15 protein-coding genes are annotated in these 19,537 nt (G+C 60.2%); 8 read left to right on the top strand and 7 right to left on the bottom strand.

Annotated elements, in window-relative coordinates; all coding sequences use genetic code 11:
• The first annotated feature begins 55 nt into the window (after positions 1-55).
• The 5 genes from H7850_RS07680 (at position 56) to H7850_RS07660 (ending at position 4,573) form a co-directional block, all read left to right on the top strand.
• Complete coding sequence (locus tag H7850_RS07680; protein ID WP_227368936.1) at positions 56-1,375, top strand: PQQ-dependent sugar dehydrogenase; 1,320 nt, start codon at positions 56-58, stop codon at positions 1,373-1,375.
• Between the two features lie 42 nt (positions 1,376-1,417).
• The gene (locus H7850_RS07675; RefSeq protein WP_227368935.1) at positions 1,418-2,038 is read left to right on the top strand and encodes a DUF6151 family protein; all 621 of its coding nucleotides are present in this window, start codon (positions 1,418-1,420) and stop codon (positions 2,036-2,038) included.
• 3 nt (positions 2,039-2,041) lie between these two features.
• On the top strand, positions 2,042-2,797 hold the full coding sequence (locus H7850_RS07670) for a creatininase family protein (RefSeq protein WP_227368934.1): 756 nt from the start codon (positions 2,042-2,044) through the stop codon (positions 2,795-2,797).
• Positions 2,794-3,837, top strand: a complete 1,044-nt coding sequence (locus H7850_RS07665) for a mechanosensitive ion channel family protein (RefSeq protein WP_227368933.1) — start codon at positions 2,794-2,796, stop codon at positions 3,835-3,837. The genes H7850_RS07670 and H7850_RS07665 overlap by 4 nt, the downstream gene beginning before the upstream one ends.
• Positions 3,838-3,916: 79 nt before the next feature.
• Positions 3,917-4,573 (top strand): glutathione S-transferase family protein, encoded by a 657-nt coding sequence (locus H7850_RS07660; protein WP_227368932.1) that lies wholly within the window; start codon positions 3,917-3,919, stop codon positions 4,571-4,573.
• 20 nt (positions 4,574-4,593) lie between these two features.
• Here H7850_RS07660 and H7850_RS07655 read toward each other — a convergent pair whose 3' ends face one another.
• Both H7850_RS07655 and H7850_RS07650 read right to left on the bottom strand, forming a co-directional pair.
• Positions 4,594-5,310: a YebC/PmpR family DNA-binding transcriptional regulator gene (locus tag H7850_RS07655; protein WP_227368931.1), complete on the bottom strand. Its 717-nt coding sequence runs from the start codon at positions 5,308-5,310 to the stop codon at positions 4,594-4,596.
• A gap of 109 nt (positions 5,311-5,419) precedes the next feature.
• Positions 5,420-7,153, bottom strand: a complete 1,734-nt coding sequence (locus tag H7850_RS07650; RefSeq protein WP_227368930.1) for a dipeptidase — start codon at positions 7,151-7,153, stop codon at positions 5,420-5,422.
• A gap of 181 nt (positions 7,154-7,334) precedes the next feature.
• On the opposite strand from H7850_RS07650, the gene H7850_RS07645 reads away from it, so the two are divergent.
• Complete coding sequence (locus H7850_RS07645) at positions 7,335-7,541, top strand: DUF3565 domain-containing protein (RefSeq protein ID WP_227368929.1); 207 nt, start codon at positions 7,335-7,337, stop codon at positions 7,539-7,541.
• 40 nt (positions 7,542-7,581) lie between these two features.
• On the opposite strand, the gene H7850_RS07640 is transcribed toward H7850_RS07645, so the two are convergent.
• On the bottom strand, positions 7,582-8,385 hold the full coding sequence (locus H7850_RS07640; protein ID WP_227368928.1) for an acyl-CoA thioesterase: 804 nt from the start codon (positions 8,383-8,385) through the stop codon (positions 7,582-7,584).
• Positions 8,386-8,472: 87 nt separating this feature from the next.
• Between H7850_RS07640 and tadA the strand changes: the two genes are divergently transcribed.
• A complete protein-coding gene (tadA, locus tag H7850_RS07635) occupies positions 8,473-8,958 on the top strand; it encodes a tRNA adenosine(34) deaminase TadA (RefSeq protein WP_227368927.1) in 486 nt (161 codons plus the stop codon).
• On the opposite strand, the gene mltF is transcribed toward tadA, so the two are convergent.
• Positions 8,925-10,382: a membrane-bound lytic murein transglycosylase MltF gene (gene mltF / locus H7850_RS07630; protein WP_227368926.1), complete on the bottom strand. Its 1,458-nt coding sequence runs from the start codon at positions 10,380-10,382 to the stop codon at positions 8,925-8,927. The genes tadA and mltF overlap by 34 nt on opposite strands.
• A gap of 166 nt (positions 10,383-10,548) precedes the next feature.
• On the opposite strand from mltF, the gene purL reads away from it, so the two are divergent.
• On the top strand, positions 10,549-14,487 hold the full coding sequence (purL, locus tag H7850_RS07625) for a phosphoribosylformylglycinamidine synthase (protein ID WP_227369172.1): 3,939 nt from the start codon (positions 10,549-10,551) through the stop codon (positions 14,485-14,487).
• Between the two features lie 73 nt (positions 14,488-14,560).
• Here purL and H7850_RS07620 read toward each other — a convergent pair whose 3' ends face one another.
• The 3 genes from H7850_RS07620 to bcsZ form a co-directional block, all read right to left on the bottom strand.
• A complete protein-coding gene (locus H7850_RS07620) occupies positions 14,561-14,803 on the bottom strand; it encodes a hypothetical protein (RefSeq protein ID WP_227368925.1) in 243 nt (80 codons plus the stop codon).
• 94 nt (positions 14,804-14,897) lie between these two features.
• Entirely contained in the window at positions 14,898-18,434 is a 3,537-nt protein-coding gene (gene bcsC, locus H7850_RS07615; RefSeq protein WP_227368924.1) for a cellulose synthase complex outer membrane protein BcsC, read from the bottom strand.
• Complete coding sequence (bcsZ, locus tag H7850_RS07610; protein ID WP_227368923.1) at positions 18,431-19,537, bottom strand: cellulose synthase complex periplasmic endoglucanase BcsZ; 1,107 nt, start codon at positions 19,535-19,537, stop codon at positions 18,431-18,433. Before bcsZ ends, bcsC begins: the two co-directional genes overlap by 4 nt.

Here is a 19,537-nt window from a genome sequence, read left to right as displayed (position 1 = left end):
ACACTGATTTTGGTGCTACAACAATAGCCACTGCCTGTCGGGAATGGATGCCACCATGATTTTCTTGCGTTTGATTGCCTTCGGGGTTTTTGCATTCACTCTGGCGGGCTGTAGCGAAACGGCTAAGTTGCCGGTATCCGCCGGCACTGGGCCCAATCCACAGCTACCCGAGCCCAACGAGACATTGATACCAACGGTGAATATTGCCCCGGCCGTGGGCTGGCCATCCGGCGCCAAGCCGGAGGCCATCGAAGGGGTCGAGGTGAAAGCATTTGCCGATGGACTCGATCATCCGCGCTGGCTCTACGTGCTGCCCAACGGCGATGTGCTGGTGGCGGAGACCAACCGGCCTCCGAAAGAAGGAGGCGGCATCCAGGCCTGGATCATGGGCTGGTTCATGAAACGCGCCGGTGCCGGGGGCGAAAGCGCCAATCGTATTACCCTGCTGAGAGATACCGACGCGGATGGCGTGGCGGATCAGCGCTCGGTCTTTCTCGAGGGTTTGTATTCGCCTTTTGGCATGGCCTTGGTAGAGAATGACTTTTTCGTGGCTAATACGGATGCGGTGGTGCGCTTTCCCTATCAAGAAGGCCAGACCCAAATCACCGCTACCGGCGAGAAGATCGTCGACCTGCCTGCCGGGCCGATCAATCACCACTGGACCAAGAGCCTGATCGCTAGCCCGGATGGCAGCAAGCTCTATGTCGGTGTGGGGTCCAACAGCAATGTGGGCGAGAACGGACTGGAAAGTGAAGAAGGCCGTGCGGCCATCTGGGAAATCGATCCCGAGACCGGTGAGCATCGCGTATTTGCCTCGGGGCTGCGCAACCCGGTGGGCATGGCCTGGCAGCCCAAGAGCGGTGCGCTATGGGTGGCGGTCAACGAACGAGACGCGCTCGGCAGCGACCTGGTGCCGGATTACATGACCGCAGTGAAAGACGGCGGTTTCTACGGCTGGCCGTTTAGCTATTTCGGACAGCACGTGGACGAGCGGGTCGAGTCGCAAGAACCGGTTCTTGTCGCCAGCGCCATCGTGCCGGATTACGCTCTCGGACCACATACCGCGTCGTTGGGGTTGAGCGCAGCGGAGGGCAATAGTCTGCCGGAGCAGTTCAGCAATGGCATGTTCGTCGGCCAGCACGGCTCCTGGAATCGCAAGCCCCGCAGTGGCTACAAGGTGATCTTCGTGCCTTTCGAGAACGGCAGGCCTGCTGGCGAGCCAGTCGATGTGCTGACCGGATTCATCGATGCGGATGATAAGGCGCAAGGCAGGCCGGTAAGTGTGGCCATCGATCGAGAGGGCGGTTTGCTGGTAGCGGACGACGTGGGCAACGTCATCTGGCGAGTGAGCGGCAGTGACGGTAGAGCCACGTAAAATAGACTAGGCTTCGTTTGAATTTTGCAAAGGACAGCAATCATGACTCATGCCATCGAGTGTCGATGCGGTAAGCTCAAAGGGACGCTAGGGCCCATCAAGAACTACATTCACAGCGTTTGCTATTGTACGGACTGTCAGGCATTTCCCCGGTTTCTAGGCCAGGAAAATGAGACCCTCGACACCAACGGTGGCACCGAACTCATCCAAACCACGCCAGACAATCTGACCTTTAGCGAAGGCATCGAGAATCTGGCCTGCCTGCGTTTGACCCCGAAAGGGCTGCTGCGCTGGTATGCCAGTTGTTGCAACACAACCATCGCGAATACGCCGTCAAACTACAACATGCCTTTTGTGGGCGTGGTTCATACGTGCCTGAGATATGAACCTGGCTCTTTGAATGACACTTTTGGCCCAGTGCGCATGCGGGTGTTCACCAAAAACGCCTTGTGCGAGCCCAAGCCTTCGTCCCAGGGTCTAATAGGCGGTGGCGCCCAGGCGGCGGGCATGATTGCAAAGGCGCGTCTCGATGGCAGCTATAAACGAACGCCTTTTTTTGATGGACAGTCCGGCAAGTGCATCGTCACTCCGAAAATACTCAGCGAGCAGGAGTTGAAGCGCGCCAAGACTCCCGCCAACCAGATGAATACGAAAGGGAGTTGAATCATGCGGCTGCAACTGGCCACCTGGCAGGAAGTGGAGGCCTATCTTCAGCGCTCCACGGGTATCATCATTCCCGTCGGCTCGACAGAACAGCACGGGCCCAACGGTTTGATAGGCACCGATGCGATCTGCCCGGAAGCGATTGCCTGGGCCTTGGGCGAGAGCCATGACGTCTTGATCGGGCCAACCCAGAATCTGGGTATGGCCCAGCATCATCTGGCTTTTCCGGGCTCAATCAGCCTGCGCCCCAGTACGTTGATGGCGGTGCTGAAAGACACCGTGGATTCCCTGATACGTCACGGTTTCACCCATGTGTTCTTTCTCAATGGCCACGGCGGCAATATCGCAACGATAAGCGCGGCCTTTGCCGAAATCCTTTCTGAACAAAGCCTGTCCCAGCGCAGTTCGGGCGGATCGTCGAATGACGAACTGCAGCTGTCACTGTACAGCTGGTTCACCGGGCGCCGCGGGCGCGAAATTGCCAAGGAGCTGTATGGCGATGCGGAAGGCGGCCACGCCACGCCATCAGAAGTATCGCTGTCCTGGGCGGCGCATCCTGAAGCGGTCAAGGACGTGGCCATGGCGCCGCATATTGCTCCCGGCGGCAGCGCCCAGTGCGATGCCATGACTTTCCGTCAGCGCTTTCCGGATGGCCGCATGGGATCGGCGCCGTCCCTGGCCTGCGTCGACCATGGCCGGCGTTTTCTGGAAGCCGGGGTGGAGGATGCACTGGAGGCCTATCGGGCGTTTCTAGGATGAGCGCGGGGCAAAAGCAAGATATACCTCAGGAAGTCGATCTGGACTTCGGTACGTCCTTTGAGCGTATCGACAGCTGGGTCGATGGCGCCATTCGTCTGCTGCCCAATATTGTGGTGGCGATCGTATTGCTGGCGCTATTTTACGCGTTAGGTCTACTCGTACGCCGACTCATTCGCCGTCAGTCGGTACGCAGGCAGCGCGCCAATCTGGGCGACGTGCTGGGTGGATTCATCAAATGGGTGATCGTGCTGGTGGGGTTTCTGTTTGCCGCGACCATCGTGATTCCCACCTTGAAGCCCGGTGATCTGTTTGCGGGATTGGGCGTCAGTTCCGTGGCAATCGGTTTCGCCTTCAAGGATATCCTGCAGAACTGGATGGCGGGGCTGCTTATATTGCTGCGTCAGCCCTTCAATATCGACGATCAGGTCGAGGTCAACGGTTATGAAGGCACCGTCGAGCGTATTGAAACTCGGGCCACTATCATCAGAACTTACGACAATCAGCGTATTGTGGTTCCCAACAGCGATATTTACACCAACGCGGTACAGGTCAAGACCGCCTACGAGAAGCGCCGCAGTCAGTATGATATCGGCATCGGTTACGGCGATGGCATGGACGAGGCCTGTGACGTGCTACGCCAGGCGGTGGCGAAGGTAGACGGCGTCGAAAGCGATCCGGCGCCGGAGGCGCTACCCTGGGATCTTGCTGCCAGCTGGGTGACGATCCGGGTGCGCTGGTGGAGCCATAGCCGTCGCGCCGACATGGTTCATGTGCATGCCCGGGTCATCAAGGCCATCAAACTGGCCCTGGACGAGGCGCGCATCGACATGCCCTACGACACCACCGTTCAGCTGTTTCATGACCAGACCGAGGCCACGGACGGGGATCGTGGCGCCCAGCGTGAAGGCTGGCCCGCGCCTCATGAAGGCCCGCCGCCGCCGCGCTGGAAAGTGCAGGGAGTTGTACAGGAGGAAGGAAAGCGAGGAGCGACACAGGAGAAAGTGCGGTCTCAGACGGATCGCCCTGACCAAGCTGAGTAGCGACCCATCCTGCACCAGGCACTTGTCTCATGGTGTTGTTCTACTGGAGACGTAATGTCATTCAGCTAAGGAGAGTTTCATGACTAAACCCGTTTTGTATGGGTTCAATCACAGCACCTATGTGCGCACCGTGCGCATGCTGCTGGCGGAAAAAGAAGCGGACTACGAGCAGGTACCGCTCAACGTGCTGAAAGGCGATCCGCATTCGCCCGAGCATTTGAAGCGTCATCCCTTCGGCAAGGTGCCGGTGATGGAACACGACGGTCTGCGAATACTCGAAACCAGTGCCATCGTGCGCTATCTCGATGCGGCGCTGCCTGGGCCTTCCTTTACGCCGGAAAGTATCAAGGATCGCGCCCGCATGGATATGGCGATCAACCTGGTCGATGCCTACGGCTATGCCAATGTGATTGGCACCGTGACCGCCTATCATCTTTTTCCGGACCTGTTCGGCCCGGTAAGCGATGAGGACTATGAGAAGGGCATCGAGAACTCGAAGCGGGTGCTGGCGGAGATCATGGCGATTCGCGGTGGCTCCGACTTCATCGCCGGAGATGAGCGCAGTCTGGCGGATTTCTTCCTGGCACCGATCTGCTATCAGGTCAGTTCGACACCGGATGCCGAGAAGGTATTCGACGTGCCCGGTTTTGCCGAGTGGTGGCAGCGGGTACAGGCGCTGCCTTCCTATCAGGATACCGACCCCAATTGCGCCGAGGCCGAGTTTGGATCGAAATAGGCAGTCGCCACTTCGAGACGTTATACCTCGGCGTTGTGGTAGACGTTCTGCACGTCGTCCAGATCGTTGAGCATGTCGAGAAGTTTCTCGAACATGGCCACGTCGTCACCTTCAATCGGCGTGACGGTTTGGGGGACGAACTGGATCTCGTCGGTGTCGAAGTCGATCTCGCCGAAGGCGTCGATCAGCGCTTGCTTGGTCTTGGCGTATTCCGTGTGGGGAGCGAACACGGTCAGCTTGCCGTCTTCGTTCTCGATGTCCGTGACATCCACGTCCGCTTCCATCAATGCTTCGAGGGTGGCGTCTTCGTCGCTGCCGGCAAAGACGAAAATCGCGCAGTGATCGAATAAGTGGCTGACGCTGCCCGGCGTGCCGATCTTGCTCTTGGTCTTGGTGAAACAGCCCCGCACGTCGCCGAAGGTGCGGTTGGGGTTGTCCGTCAGGCAGTCGACGATCACCATGCAGCTGCCAGGGCCGAAGCCTTCGTAGCGGGCGGGTGAAAAATCCTCGCCGCCGGCACCGGCAGCCTTGTCGAGTGCCTTGTCGATGACGTGAGAGGGCACCTGGTCCTTCTTGGCGCGATCGATCAAGCCGCGCAGGGTCAGATTGCCTGTAGGATCGGTGCCGCCGGTTTTAGCGCACACGTAAATCTCGCGGCCGTATTTGCTGTACACCTTGGTCTTGGCGTCGGCCGTCTTGGCCATGGATTCCTTGCGGTTCTGAAAGGCCCTGCCCATGTCGTGTTCCTGTAGTACGTTACTGATAAGCGCATCTTATCAAGCATGAAAAAACGGCACAGCGCTTTTTGCGCCGTGCCGAGGTTATAGACGGAGACCACGACGCATTTTAGTCGAGGGTTTCCTGATTGCCGATACGGGCCAGCATTTCCGTGAACATCTGAATGTCCAGCATCAGGTTGTCCATCTTCTTGAACTCGTTGGCGGTATGGCCAGTGTACTCCTCGCCCGGCATGGAAGGGCCGAAGTTGATGGCGTTGGGTAGCAGCTTGGCGGTGGTGCTGCCTGCGGAGGCGATGGGCTCGGCCTTCTGGCCGGTGGTATCGCCGAAGATGTTGAGCAGGGTCTTGAGCCACTCGCCTTGGGGGTCGCGCAGCATCCAGTCGCTGATCTCGATATCCACGTTCATGTCCAGGTCGTTTTGCTGTGCATAGGTCGCAAGCTTGTCATTGATGCTCTGGGCAAGTTCCTCTACGGACCGTTCGCCCTTGGGGGCCCGCACGTTGACCGCGACCCGCAGTTTGCCCTCCTGCTCTTCCAGATAGGTCGGAGTGAGGGTCAAGGGCCCCATGAAGTCGTGGTCATAGCCGACGCCCAACTTCTCGCCCTTGAAGTCCAGGCCGTAGTTGTCGTCGATGTAGTGAATGGCTCGGGTGTACTGGTTCTGCTGGAAATCCACGTCGGAATTGACCAGCATCCCGGCCATACGCGGCACTGGATTGACGCCGGATTGCGGCCGGGAGGAGTGGGCGGACTGGCCCTTGACCGTCAGGGTGACGGTATCGTCCATCACTTCAGTAGTCACCTCGAAATCGCCGCCGTTATCTTCTGCGTAAGCCTGGCCTTGAGCCTGAAGCGTTTGGCTCAGCATTTTGGGATCGTCGCTTTCGATGGTGGCGATGGAGTTGGAGGGGATCTGGTTGGTGGCCAGTCCGCCGGTGATCTTGGTAATGACCGGTCCGTCGCCATTGGCTTCGGTCATGGGGAAGTAGGTATCGATGGTGCCGAAGCCTTTCTCCGCGGTGACCGCCGGGTAACCGCTGTCCAGCACGATGTTATAGGCGGGCAGGTCGGTTTGCTGCTTGTAGTACTCGAAGCCTTCGCCGCCGGTCTCTTCCGTGGTTTCGATCATCAGCCGAATGCTGCGCTTGAGGGGAACGTCGTTCTCCTCGATGGCCTTCATGGCATAGAGGGACGCGGCGATGGAGGCCTTGTCGTCCTCGGTGCCCCGGCCGTAGATATTGCCATCCTTGATCGTGGTAGTGAACGGGTCGAGCTGGGTGCCGTCGTCGAGCACCCAGTCCTGCGGGTTGGCAGGCACGGTATCGCTGTGAGTCAGGATGCCGAAGGCTTCATCGGTGCTGCCGGGAAGCGTCACCTCGAAGATGCGATTGTCCACGTTGTTGAACTCGAGTCCGAAATCTTCGGCCTTGCTCCTCACCAGTTCGCCGAATTCGGCGATTCCCGGATTTTCGTGCTGCGGGGTGTCGCCCTGCTTGCCGGTCTTGACTGCGACCATGTCGCTCAGCAGGTCGACCACTTCATCACCGTAGTGCAGGCGCGTGTAGAGCCCCAGCAGGCGATAGACGTTGATGAAGTCGTTGCCTTCGAGGGTTTCATCCTGACGATAGCGATCGATGGCACTTTTTAACGTGTCGTTATCGGTTTTGTCCTGCACTTGCTGAAGAAAGTCATCGAAGCTCTCGAAAGAGGCATCCGCGTAGGTCCGCTGCAAATCCTTTAGCGTATCGCGCTTGATGGTATCCGTGTTCGCCGCGTTGATTGGGGCTGCCAAGCTCAGGGCCAAGGCCGATACGGTGAACATCGCAAGAGGTTTGTTCATTGGAGCTTTCCTTTTCCATGGACTTCGTGAAAGTGTGCTGTGCAAAAGATAGGCATAGAGCTTCATGCAATCCGCCTCAATCAATCATAGTTTCTAATATTAGATTCTGCAGCCTGATGAGCGCTAGCATGGTAGAAGTAGGTTGGGAGGAAAGAGCTATGCGCACCTGGAATATTAGAGAATGAAACAACCCATCACCGGCTACCACAAGGATGAAGAGGATCACTGGGTGGCGGAGCTGACCTGCGGCCATTTCCAGCATGTGCGTCACACGCCGCCCTGGGTGGTCCGGCCTTGGGTCACCACCGTACAGGGTCGAGTTTCCATGCTGGGGTTCGAACTCGAGTGCGTGAAATGCGATGCAGGCGCCCCCAGCGATAAACCGTAGTCAGAAAGGGGAGCCCAATGCACCGCTTGGGAGCGAGCCCTCACTCACGCAGTCGGATCAGTCCTTCCTGGGCGCTGGAGGCCACCAGCCGGCCCTGCTGATCGTAGATGCTGCCCCGAGTGAACCCTCGGGCGTCGCCGGCCCAGGGGCTGTCCATCTCGTACAGCAGCCAGTCGTTGACCTTGACGTCTCGATGAAACCACAGGGAGTGGTCGAGGCTTGCGATCTGCAACTTGGGATCGCCGAACTTGATGCCGTGGGGCACCAGGCTTGAGGTCAGCAGATTGAAATCGGAGCTATAGGCAAGCAGATAGCGATTGAGAATCGCATCATCCGGGAGTTCGCCGGCCAGACGAAACCACAGGCGCTTGCGAGCGACCGCTTCATCGTCGGGAAAGTGCAGAAACTCGATGGGATGACTCTTGAAGTTCATCACCTTGATACCCGAGGCCATCAACTCATCGGGACGGGCCGCTTCGGGCATCGTCGACTGATGAGACAGGCCTTCTTCCTCGCCCTGAAACGAGGCGCTGCAAAAGAAGATCGTCTTGCCGTTTTGAACGGCGCTGATGCGCCGAGTGGTAAAACTGCCGCCGTCCCGCACACGATCGACCTGGTAGATTACCGGGCGCTTGGCGTCGCCGGGTCGCAGAAAGTACCCATGCAGCGAGTGCACGCGGCGTATCGGGTCCACCGTCTGACTTGCCGCGGAAAGGGCCTGTCCCAGTACCTGGCCCCCGAACAGCTGGGGAAAGCCCAGGTCCTGGCTATGGCCCCGGAACAGGTTTTCCTCGAGGGTTTCGAGCCTTAGCAGGGCAACGAGGGTATCTAACGCATCGGTCATGTCGGTGTCTCTTTGATTGAATCTATCGAATGGCCGCAGTATCGGGGCTGCGGCATACTGGCTTGCAGGATAATAGAGAGCGATACCATGCGCAGTGATGAATTTTACATGCACCGAGCACTGGATCAGGCCCGGGAGGCACTAAGTGCCGGCGAAGTGCCCGTGGGAGCGGTACTGGTGGACCCTCGCGGCGAGATCATAGGCAGCGGCTACAACGCGCCTATTGCGAGTCACGATCCCAGCGCCCATGCCGAAATTCAGGCGCTGCGAGACGCCGCGCTGCGCCTTGGCAACTATCGCCTCGATGACTGTACGCTCTACGTGACCCTGGAGCCCTGCATGATGTGCAGCGGTGCGATCATTCATGCGCGCCTGGCAAGACTGGTCTATGCGGCAACGGAGCCGCGAGCCGGGATGGTCGAGTCCCGCGCCAATCTCATTGATCAGCCCTGGCACAATCATCGAGTGACGGTCGCAAGCGGTATATTGGCATCGCGCTCGAAGCAATTGCTGCAGACGTTTTTCGAGCAACGACGCGATCAGAGTACCGGCGGTACGATATCGAATAGTTGATGCTTTTCCACGTCGCTCGGGGCGCGCCGATTGAGCTGGTAGAACTCCTGCTGGCTTCGATTGACGTAGTTGAGAATCTCGAAATAGCGCCGGATGTTGCGCACATAGATCACCGGCTCACCGCCCCGGGCATAGCCATAACGGCCTTTCGAGTACCACTGCTTCTGCTGTAATAGCGGCAGCGCCTCGCGCACGTTTTCCCAGCGATAAGGATCGCCGCCGCGGATCTCGGCGATCTTCTGGGCATCGAACACATGCCCCAGGCCGACATTGTAGGCCGCAAGCGCCATCCAGGTGCGATCCGGCTCCTTTATCTGGGGCTGCAGACGTTTCTTTACGCTAAGCAGATAGCGCGCACCACCGTCGATGCTTTGCAGTGGATCGAGCCGGTTTGCGACCCCTACCTGCTTGGCAGTGGATTCCGTCAGCATCATCAGTCCGCGCACTCCCGTCGGAGAGGTGGCCTTGGGCTTCCAGTGAGACTCCTGATAGCCAAGCGCCGCCAGCAACTTCCAGTCGAACCCGGTCTTTCGGGCGGCTTCCTTGAAAGCGCTTTCGTACTGAGGCAGGCGTTTTTGTGCATGGCGAATGAACAGCCGAGCGCCGACGTACTCAAGATAGTCATCGTGGCCGAAATAGCGCTCGATCAAGGCATCGAGAACGCCCTGGTCACGCAGTTCGTCGAGAAAGCGATTGGCTTCCTGCAGCAGACCAAGCCCGTTGCCGGAGGGCAGCGCCCACACCAGGCTCATGGGTTTGCCCAGAGTAAAGGCGTCTTCGACGCCAGGATAGAACAGACGATTGAGCTTGAACTGGTGCTGGTAAATCACCGCCGCATCGAGTTCCTGCCGTTCGATCATGTGCAGGAGATCGGCCACCTCGAGATCGACGGACTCCTGCCAGCCAAGCTTCGGCAGGTCTGACTGCAGTTCGAGTAGTGCCGCCCTGGGGCCGGAGCCGCCTATTGCGCCCACCTTGAGTCCGATCAGATCTTCGGGCTCCCGGACCACCGGCAGATCGCGCCGATAGACCACCAATGGCTGAAGATCGAGTATTGGCCGGCTGTAATGAACGCCGGGAGGAAGCGGTCCCATGGGCAAGGCCGCAGCGCCCATATCCGCATCCCCTTGACGCAGGGTCGTCAGAACGCTGTCGATACCATCCGCGGTATCGATGGCCAGGCTCACCCCCAGATGATCGGCAAAACGACGCAATAACTCGAACTCGAAGCCGGTCGGCCCCTGGCGGCCCTGATAATAGGTGGCCGGCGTGTCCCGAGTGACTACCTGAAGAAAATCCCGGCTGCGAATTTCGTCCAGCAGGGGATCGGCTCCTTTTCGAGTGCTGTCTGTGACCAGTGTCAGTAGAACGATCAGTAACGGAATTGTCCACCAGCGCGGGTGCTGGGCTATAACCTTGTACATGGAGCATGATCGACAGTAAGGAATCAGTACCATACCGATCACCCGAGTTGCTGTCATGTCGGCTGAGTCGATGGATTTCTCGCAGCCCCTGCTTTCCAGTATCATATGGCCCTTCGCTGCCGCCGCTCGCGGCCCCATTCAGGCTTTGTGCAGAGGCTTTTCCGAGATGCTCGAACTGCGAGGCGCCCGCGCCTTTTCCGCTTTCCGTCATGCCAAACTGCTGGCCGCCCTGCGTGATCGGGTTCCTGAGGTGGACTCTTTCGACGCTGACTACGCCCATTTCATCGATCACGCAGGCGAGTTGACAGCCGAGGCTCGCAACATGCTCGAAAGCTTGCTTGATTACGGTACTCGTCGCGAAGAGAGCGACAGCGCTTCCTACAGTCATCTGTTTCTAGCCGTGCCGCGCCTGGGTACTCAATCGCCCTGGTCGTCCAAGGCCACGGATATCGCCCGCAATTGCGGCCTGAATCAAGTCCGGCGGATCGAGCGGGGCATCACCTATAAGGTGCGTTTGCGGGGGAGGCTGAGCGAGGAAGCTTTCAATACCATCATCGCCACGCTGCACGACCGCATGACCGAGTCGGTCCTGACCAACGCCTCGGATGCGATCAAGCTCTTTTCCCATCAGGCACCCGCGCCGCTGGGGCAGGTGGATATCCTGGGGGGTGGCCGCGCCGCCCTGGCGATCGCCAATGATGAATTGGGCCTGGCCCTGGCAGAAGACGAGATCGACTATCTGCTGGCGGCCTTCCAGGAGCTGGGGCGCAACCCCAGCGACGTCGAACTGATGATGTTCGCCCAAGCCAACTCCGAGCACTGCCGGCACAAGATATTCAATGCGGACTGGGTCATCGATGGGCAAGCGCAACCGCGTTCGCTTTTCAAGATGATCAAACACACCCATGAGTGCGCCGGTGACGGTATTCTTTCCGCCTACAGCGATAACGCCGCGGTCATCGAGGGCTCCACTGCCGGGCGTTTTTTCCCAACCCCGCTTACCCATGGAGAGCAGGCCCGCTACACGACCCACCAGGAACCGATTCATATCCTGATGAAGGTGGAGACCCATAATCACCCTACCGCCATCGCACCGTTTCCCGGAACGGCCACCGGCGCCGGCGGTGAAATTCGCGATGAGGGCGCGACCGGCACCGGCGGCAAGCCCAAGGCGGGACTGACCGGCTTCGCCGTTTCCAATCTGCGTATCCCTGAGTTCGTGCAGCCCTGGGAAGCCTTCGACTACGGCAAGCCCGAGCGCATCAAATCAGCCCTGGAGATCATGCTGGAGGGGCCCATCGGCGGTGCGGCCTTCAACAATGAGTTCGGCCGACCCAATCTGGCCGGTTATTTTCGCAGCTACGAGCAGGATATCGTCGGCGTCGATGGCATCGAACGGCGCGGCTACCACAAGCCGATCATGCTGGCCGGGGGGTACGGCAACATCCGCGAAGGCCATGTACTGAAAGGCGAGATTCCCGTTGGCGCCAAGCTGGTCGTAATGGGCGGGCCGGCCATGTTGATCGGCCTTGGGGGCGGGGCGGCCTCGAGCATGGCCTCCGGGCGTTCCAGTGCGGATCTCGACTTTGCTTCGGTGCAGCGAGACAACCCGGAGATGGAGCGTCGTGCCCAGGAAGTCATCGATCGCTGCTGGGGGCTGGGGGAGCGCAACCCTATTTGCTTCATCCACGATGTCGGTGCTGGCGGGCTCTCCAATGCCTTGCCGGAGCTGGTCAAGGATGGCGGGCGCGGAGGGCGATTCGAGCTTCGCGCCGTGCCCAATGCAGAGCCCGGCATGAGCCCGCTTGAAATCTGGTGCAGCGAAGCCCAGGAGCGCTATGTGCTGGCGGTGGCCCCGGAGGACGTCGATACCTTTGAGGCCCTGTGCGCCCGGGAACGCTGCCCCTATGCGATAGTCGGTGAGGCCATCGAAGCCCATCATCTGACAGTGCATGACGACCATTTCGCCACGACGCCAATCGATCTCCCCATGAGCGTGCTGTTCGGCAAACCGCCGAAAATGCAGCGCGAGTTCAAGCGCCGTAGCCTGGACGTTCCCGGGGCGGATTTCGACAATCTAGACCTGCGCGAGGCGCTGGATCGAGTGCTGCGCCTGCCGGCGGTGGCCTCGAAAAGCTTTTTGATCACCATTGGCGATCGTTCCATCACCGGCCAGGTGGCTCGGGATCAGATGGTCGGGCCCTGGCAGGTGCCGGTAGCGGATGTGGCGGTCACCACGGCAAGCTTCGATACTCATGCCGGCGAGGCCATGGCGCTTGGCGAACGCCCGCCGGTGGCGCTGATTGATCCGGCGGCAAGCGCTCGCCTGGCCGTGGCCGAGGCGATCACCAACCTGGCGGCGGCGCCCATTGCCAAACTCGGTGACGTCAAACTCTCCGCCAACTGGATGAGTGCCGCGGATCATCCCGGTGAAAATCAGGCGCTGTTTGACGCGGTACACGCGGTGGGCATGGAGCTGTGTCCGGCGCTGGGTATTGCCATTCCCGTGGGCAAGGACTCCATGTCCATGCGCACCGCCTGGCAAGAAGGCGATGGGACCGGGAAGGGTAATGTCGAGCATAAGGCGGTCACCTCGCCGTTATCGTTGAACGTGACCGGATTCGCCCCGGTGACGGACGCGCTCAAGACCCTGACCCCGCAGATACGTCTGGACCAGGATGAAAGCGATCTGATCCTGATCGATCTGGGGAACGGCCAGCATCGTCTGGGGGGCTCAGCCCTGGCCCAGGTCTATGGGCAAGTGGGCAACCTGTGCCCCGATCTGGACGAGCCGGAAGATTTGAAAGCCTTCTTCAGCGTCATTCAGGGTCTGAACGCGGACGAGAAATTGCTGGCCTATCACGACCGCAGCGATGGTGGGCTATTGGTTACCTTGCTGGAAATGGCCTTTGCTGCGCGTGGCGGGCTCGAGATCAAGCTCGACTGGCTGATCGACGATGCCTTCGAGGCGGCGAATGCGCTGTTCGCCGAGGAGCTGGGGGCGGTTATACAGGTCAATCGTCAGGATACCGAGTTCGTACTGGCCCAGTTCGCCGCGGCGGGCATCGATACCTGCGGTGTCATTGCCCGACCGCGTTACGACGATCAGATTCGCGTGACACTGTTCGAACACCCCTTGCTCGAAACCACCCGCAGCCTGGCTCAGCGTACCTGGGCCGAAACCAGCTACCGCCTGCAGGCACTGAGAGACAATCCCGACTGTGCCAAGTCCGAGTTCGACGATCTGCTCGATCTGCGCGATCCGGGGCTCTCCGCCACGCCCACCTTCGATGTGGACGAGAACGTTGCCGCGCTTTTTATCAACACGACTCGGCCGCGTCTGGCGATTCTGCGGGAGCAGGGGGTCAACGGCCATGTGGAGATGGCGGCGGCCTTCGACAAGGCCGGCTTCGAAACCATCGACGTTCACATGAGCGATATCCTTACCCGAGGTCAGTCGCTGGAGGACTTCAAGGGACTGGTGGCCTGCGGCGGTTTCTCCTTTGGTGACGTGCTGGGAGCCGGGGGCGGCTGGGCCAAGTCGGTGCTGTTCAATTCCCGGGCGAGAGAGCAGTTTGCCGAGTTCTTTGCCCGGGATGACAATTTTGCGCTAGGGGTATGCAATGGCTGTCAGATGCTCTCCCAGCTCCGGGAGCTGATTCCCGGCGCCGAGAACTGGCCGCACTTTCTGCGCAACGAATCCGAGCAGTTCGAGGCACGTCTCTCCATGGTTCAGATCGAGAAGAGCCCGTCGATCCTGTTGGCGGGGATGGAGGGGTCGCGCTTGCCGATTGCGGTGGCTCATGGGGAAGGGCGGGCCGAGTTCCGCGACAGCGCGCATCTTCGCCGTATGCAAAGCGGCGGCCAGATTGCACTGCGCTACGTGGACAATTACGGCCAGGCGACGACCCGCTACCCGGCCAATCCCAACGGCTCGCCGGCGGGTATCACCGGGCTGACCACCCCGGATGGCCGGGTCACGGTGATGATGCCGCATCCGGAACGGGTCGCCCGGGCGGTGACCAACTCCTGGCGGCCCCAGGAATGGACGCAAGATGGTGCCTGGATGCGGTTGTTTCGTAATGCGCGGGTGTGGCTAAACTAGGTTTCACTAGGCTTCCTTTGCTAGATCAAAAAAATCCGCAACCAGGCAGGTTGCGGATTTTTTCGTGTTGCGATTACTGCTTGTGGGTGGGGTTGCCTTGCTCGTCTACCGGGGCATGGCTGACACCCAGTTTGCGTTCCAAATCGTCGAGAATGTGGTTGAAGTTGTTGGCTAGGCTATCGAAACGACCGAAGTCATAATTGCATTTCTCACAAAAGACATGGTATTGGCCTTCACGGCCGGGAGGAAAGCGCTTTTCCTTGCAACCACATTCAGGACACTCGGGGCCGGTTGCGGCCTTGGCGGGAAATTTCATGAGCGTCTACTCCTCTCTAGAAGCAGGACAGGCACAATGGCCTATCCCACTCTTCAGTCTAGTGCGTGACGCAGCTTGCGTCATTGTGAGGCGATCAATCGAAATCCGCGTAAGGCGATAGTGCCGATGTGGGCAGATCAAGCTCGCCCTGCCAGCCCTCGAAGTTGTAGCGCAGGGTCAGGTTGATCATGTTCGGCGAATAGTCTTCGGCTTCTTGTACCGCGAAGCCTGCACTTGCCGACCAGTGGTCCCCCAGCCGGCGCTCGATCTGGCCACGCACTCCATAGCCGAAATCGCCCCCGGAACCGCCGGAGCGGGTGGCGTTGGCATCCGCGAGCGAGGCTACGTCACTGCCGCCCAGAGGGTAGCGCTTGCTATCGTCGCTGTCGGTCCAGGATTGTGAGATCGAGGCGCCAATCTCCCAGGACCAGTCTTCGGTGCGGCGGGCATAGGTCACCGGCAGCGCCAGGGAAATATACTGCTGAGGGCTGTAATATCCCCCTTGGCCCAGGGTATAGCCGCCGAGCTCCTTGTCGTAATGCATGTACATGGTGCTGACCCCGACGCTCAAGCGCTCGTCGGGACGATTGATCAGCTTGCGATAGACACCCCCCATGGCCCGTACGCGAGTATTGTCCTTGACGTTCTTGCCATCAAGATGATGGGCGCCGAACTTCGACCATACACCCCAGGGGCCCCCCTGATCATAGCCCAGTCCGATGCTGCCCCCGGTGGCGCGAACCCCGCCCCAGGTAGTACCGGTACGCGGATCCTCAACCCCGGCATAGGCCAGTATGGAGTCGTCCAGGGCGCGTCGGGAGACCGTGGCATCAAACCACAATGGCCCCGCGTCGCCGCTATAGGTAACGCCACCGACCACATCGGTGACTTCGAAACCCATCGGCGTGGTGCCGATGTCCACCCGCCAGGTTTCGTTGTACCAGCCGACGCCTACGCTCACCCCGGTCTGCTGCTGCTTGAAGTCGTCATTACAGCCGGCTACGGCACAGGTGCCGAAGGTGTCACGATTGAAACCGCCGATCTCACGATCCAGACGCCCCGCATCGAGCCGCACCCGATCGACCCGCAAAAGCCCGCGTCCTCCTGCCAGCGGAGTATCGATTTCGAGCATATCTATGTCTGACGTCAGCTCGGATACTCCGGAAGTGCCGCTTTCATGATCGCGCTGATGGCCGTAGCGCACCCGCGTGTTCTGGGATCGATAGACCTCGGCGGCGGAGGAGCGCAGGCTGGACACCAGCCAGTCGTCCCCCGGCAGGGCGCGGGTCTGACGCGTGAAGGCGGCGTTGCCCTCCAGCGTCTCCCGGTCGCCCAGTTCCGCAGCCACCATGGCCTGACGATAGCGTTGTAGTGCCTGGTTCGATTGCCCCCGGGCCTGAGCCAGGCGACCTGCATCCCGCAAGGTCAGGGCATCCTTGGACGCTTCTTCGTCCGCCAGCAGCTCATCCATCATGTTCTGGGCGCGCTGCGTTTCCCCCAGGGCTGCCCAGGCATTGACCTGGCGCCGCCGTGCATTGAGGGCATCCTGGGGAGGGTCGATCGTCTCGAGTTGACGTCGAGCCGCCACCCGGTCGCCTTGGGCCAGGGCCGTATCGACCAGCCCAAGGCGGGCGGCGTTACTGTCGGGATCGAGTTCCAGGGCGCGACGATAATAGGTGTCTGCCTTGGCGTCGTCGTTGCGCTCCAGAGCCCAGTCCCCCAGGCGCAGAGTGACTTCGGCGTGAGCAGGGGCACTTTGCAGCATGGCGATGGCGCTGGACTCGTTGCCTTGAGCCCGGCGCTGTTCGGCTCGGGCCAGCAGTTGGCTGCGCTCAAGACGTACCTGAAGACTCTGGATGCTATCGTCTCGCTGATCTTGTGGGATGCGCTCCAGGGCGTCGAGAGCCAGAATTTCTCGGTCGTCACTGGAAAGATAGAGTGCCTGGGCATAGCGACCCTGGGCACGTTCTTCCGGCGTGTCCAGCTGATTGAAAAGTTCGCGGAAGGCCTGGTCGGCGCTGGCCTGCCGGTTTTGAGCGGTGAGAGTATTGGCCAAGGCATAGGTGACCCAGACATCACCCGGTGCAAGTTTTCTGGCCCGGGCGAAGCGTCCGCTGGCCTCGTACCAGCGCGACTGAGCAGCCAGCTCTTCGCCTTCCGCACGCAGCAGAGCGACCTGCAAACGTCGCCGGGTGTCTTCCAGCGCCATCTGTTGATTCGGTGGCAGACTATCGATGAAATCGAGCCCCGCCTGGGGAGATTCTTCAGCGTAGAGCGAAGCCAGGCGTTCCAGAGCGGTGGTGTAACCGGGTTCGAGGCGCAGCGCCTGACGATAGGCGCGCTCGGCGCTATCGCGATTGTCGCGATAACGGGCAACATCACCGAGCCCTAGCCAGGCCTCGTTGGCCTTGGCGATCTGTTGCTGAGCCAGCTCGAAAGCCTGTTCGGCACGCCGATCGTTCCCGTTGGCCAGCGCTTCATCACCTTGCTTGATCTGTTGCCAGTAGGTAGCGGTGGCAATCAGATTGCTCCATTTATCACGGGCATAAGGGCTGTCATCGAGTTGCTCACCGCGGCGAAACAGGGCCAGCGCCTCGTCGTGACGACCTTGACGCAGACGGATGGTCCCCAGTACGCCAAGAAGCTCGATATCATCGGGGTATGCCGCCAGTGCGCGCTGAATGTCGGCCTCGCCTGCTTCACCGCCCTCGGTTTCATTACGCGCCAGACCGCGCAGACGGGCCTGGTAGTTGGGATCTGCCAGTAGATCGCGATGGCGTGTCAGGGTCTGCTGCGCTTCCTCGGCGTAATCCGTGTCGCCGAAAACCGTGAGAAACCGCTCCCAACCGGCCACGCTCTGCTCGCTTGCCTCCATCTCACGCAAGGCATCCCGCCACTGTCGAGCGGCATCCTTGCGCGAGTAGGGGTTGTCGGCGAGTTGCTCCAGGCGCATGAAAGCTTCTTCATTGCGATCCTCGCTGAACAGGAAGCGGGCCAGGGTAAATCGCAGTTCCGGACTTTGCGGATAGCGCTCATCCAGGGCCTGCAGCTCGTCGATGGCCCGAGGCGTGCCATTGGGCAATTGGGCGACCATCTGCCAGTACTCCAGCGCCAGAGGCAGCGTTGGCAGCCCTTCGGCCAGTACGTCGTCGTAGATGGTCTTGGCCTGTTCCGCCTGCCCCGTGGTCGCGAGCAGCCGGGCCTTGCTCAAGGCACTGCGCTGCTCGGGTTCGGTCAAGGCAAGATTGAGCCGGGCCAGGCGATAGGCCTCGCTGTTCGGAGCTTCTTCCGCCAGGCGCTCTACCAGACGCTGCGCTTCTTCGAGATCGTCTTCCCGTACGGCCTTGCGAACTTCGGCTTGAAGGACGCGCGGGTCGTCTGGCGCAGTGGTCTTCAACCGCTCGAGGGCCTGCTTCACCAATACATCGTTTTGCCGCGCCTCGCCCAGACGCAGCTGCTGCAGCAGCCATGCTTCCGGAGACACGGCGCCAGTGCCATTGGTTTGATTTCCATTGGGCCTGTTTTCATTGGGAATGGGCGTCACATCGGTCTGGGCATGCAGGGGCGGTGCGATCACCCCGCTAGCCAGCAAGCATAAGGAAAGAGGCCAATGGGAACGGGTCGGCTTCACGGTGAACTCCATTCGGGTTGTAGAGTGCCATCACTGGCAAAACGGTAACGCTCCTGGTCCCAGCCCAGCCCAAAGAGGGTCAGTACCTGAGCGTAATAGGCGTCTTGTGCAGGGGGATTCTCGAGCAGACGCTGTCGCTGCTCCTCAAGAAAAGGGGTATCCGCTAGAAAAGGCAATAACGCAGCGGAGAAGCTGGCATTGCCGAGATTTTCATACTCGCCGCTCTGGGCATCGACGCTTTCCGGGGGCGCACCAAGACGTTTGGTCAGCAGCGCCATGGGCGCGAAATGCACCAGTAATGCCTCACGCCCGGGGGCGTCCTCGGCCAGCATGCCCAGCCATAGATAGACCCGGATGGCGTCGTAATCGCCTTCGGCGCCATGCATCGGGTCGGCTTGCCAGCCCTCGCCAGCGCGCCAGGCGGCCCAATCCGGTGCCAATCCTTGGGGCGCCGTGCCCTTGAGCAAGTCCGGCACGTTTTCGGCGACCTCGGGCCAGGGGGCGCCCAATGCACTCAGGCGATTGAGCAGTTGGGGCGGCACATAGCTTGGATTGACGCGCCAGCGGGGCGGGTCCGCGAAGCCGTGGTTGCCGGGTAGCAGCATGGGGCCAAAACCCGTGAGATCGGCAACTTCCCGCTCGGCAATCAGGCGTGCCAGACGCGTTCCCAGTACCTGATAATCCCGGCGCTGCCATAGATCCCCGGCTTCCAGCAAGGCGTAGGCAATCCACAAGTCCGCATCCGAGGCACTGTTGGTATCCAGCACGTCCCAGCGATCCTCGCTCTCGTCGTATCCCCATAGCCAGGCAGGCAACCTGGCACCCAGGTCACTCTCGGCCAGATTGTTCTGAGTCCAGGCAAGCACTCGCTCGAAGGTGTCTTGATCGTTGGCCACCAGGGCGAAGAACAGCGCATAGGATTGGCCTTCCGACGTAGTGATCCTGCGCTCATCGGAGACATCGATCACGCGACCGTCATCGCTGATCAGCGCATTCTTGAAGCGTTCCCATTGCGGCCATTCGACGCTTGCGGCCTGAGTATTCGGGGCCAGCAGGCACAGTCCCAGCAAACAGGGCCTCAGTAGACAGAACAGTACGCGCAC

The organism is Halomonas sp. M20 (assembly GCF_020622265.1).
Lineage (GTDB): Bacteria > Pseudomonadota > Gammaproteobacteria > Pseudomonadales > Halomonadaceae > Modicisalibacter.
The sequence above is the reverse complement of the archived record's forward strand: the minus strand, read 5'-3'. Positions and strand labels throughout refer to the sequence as shown.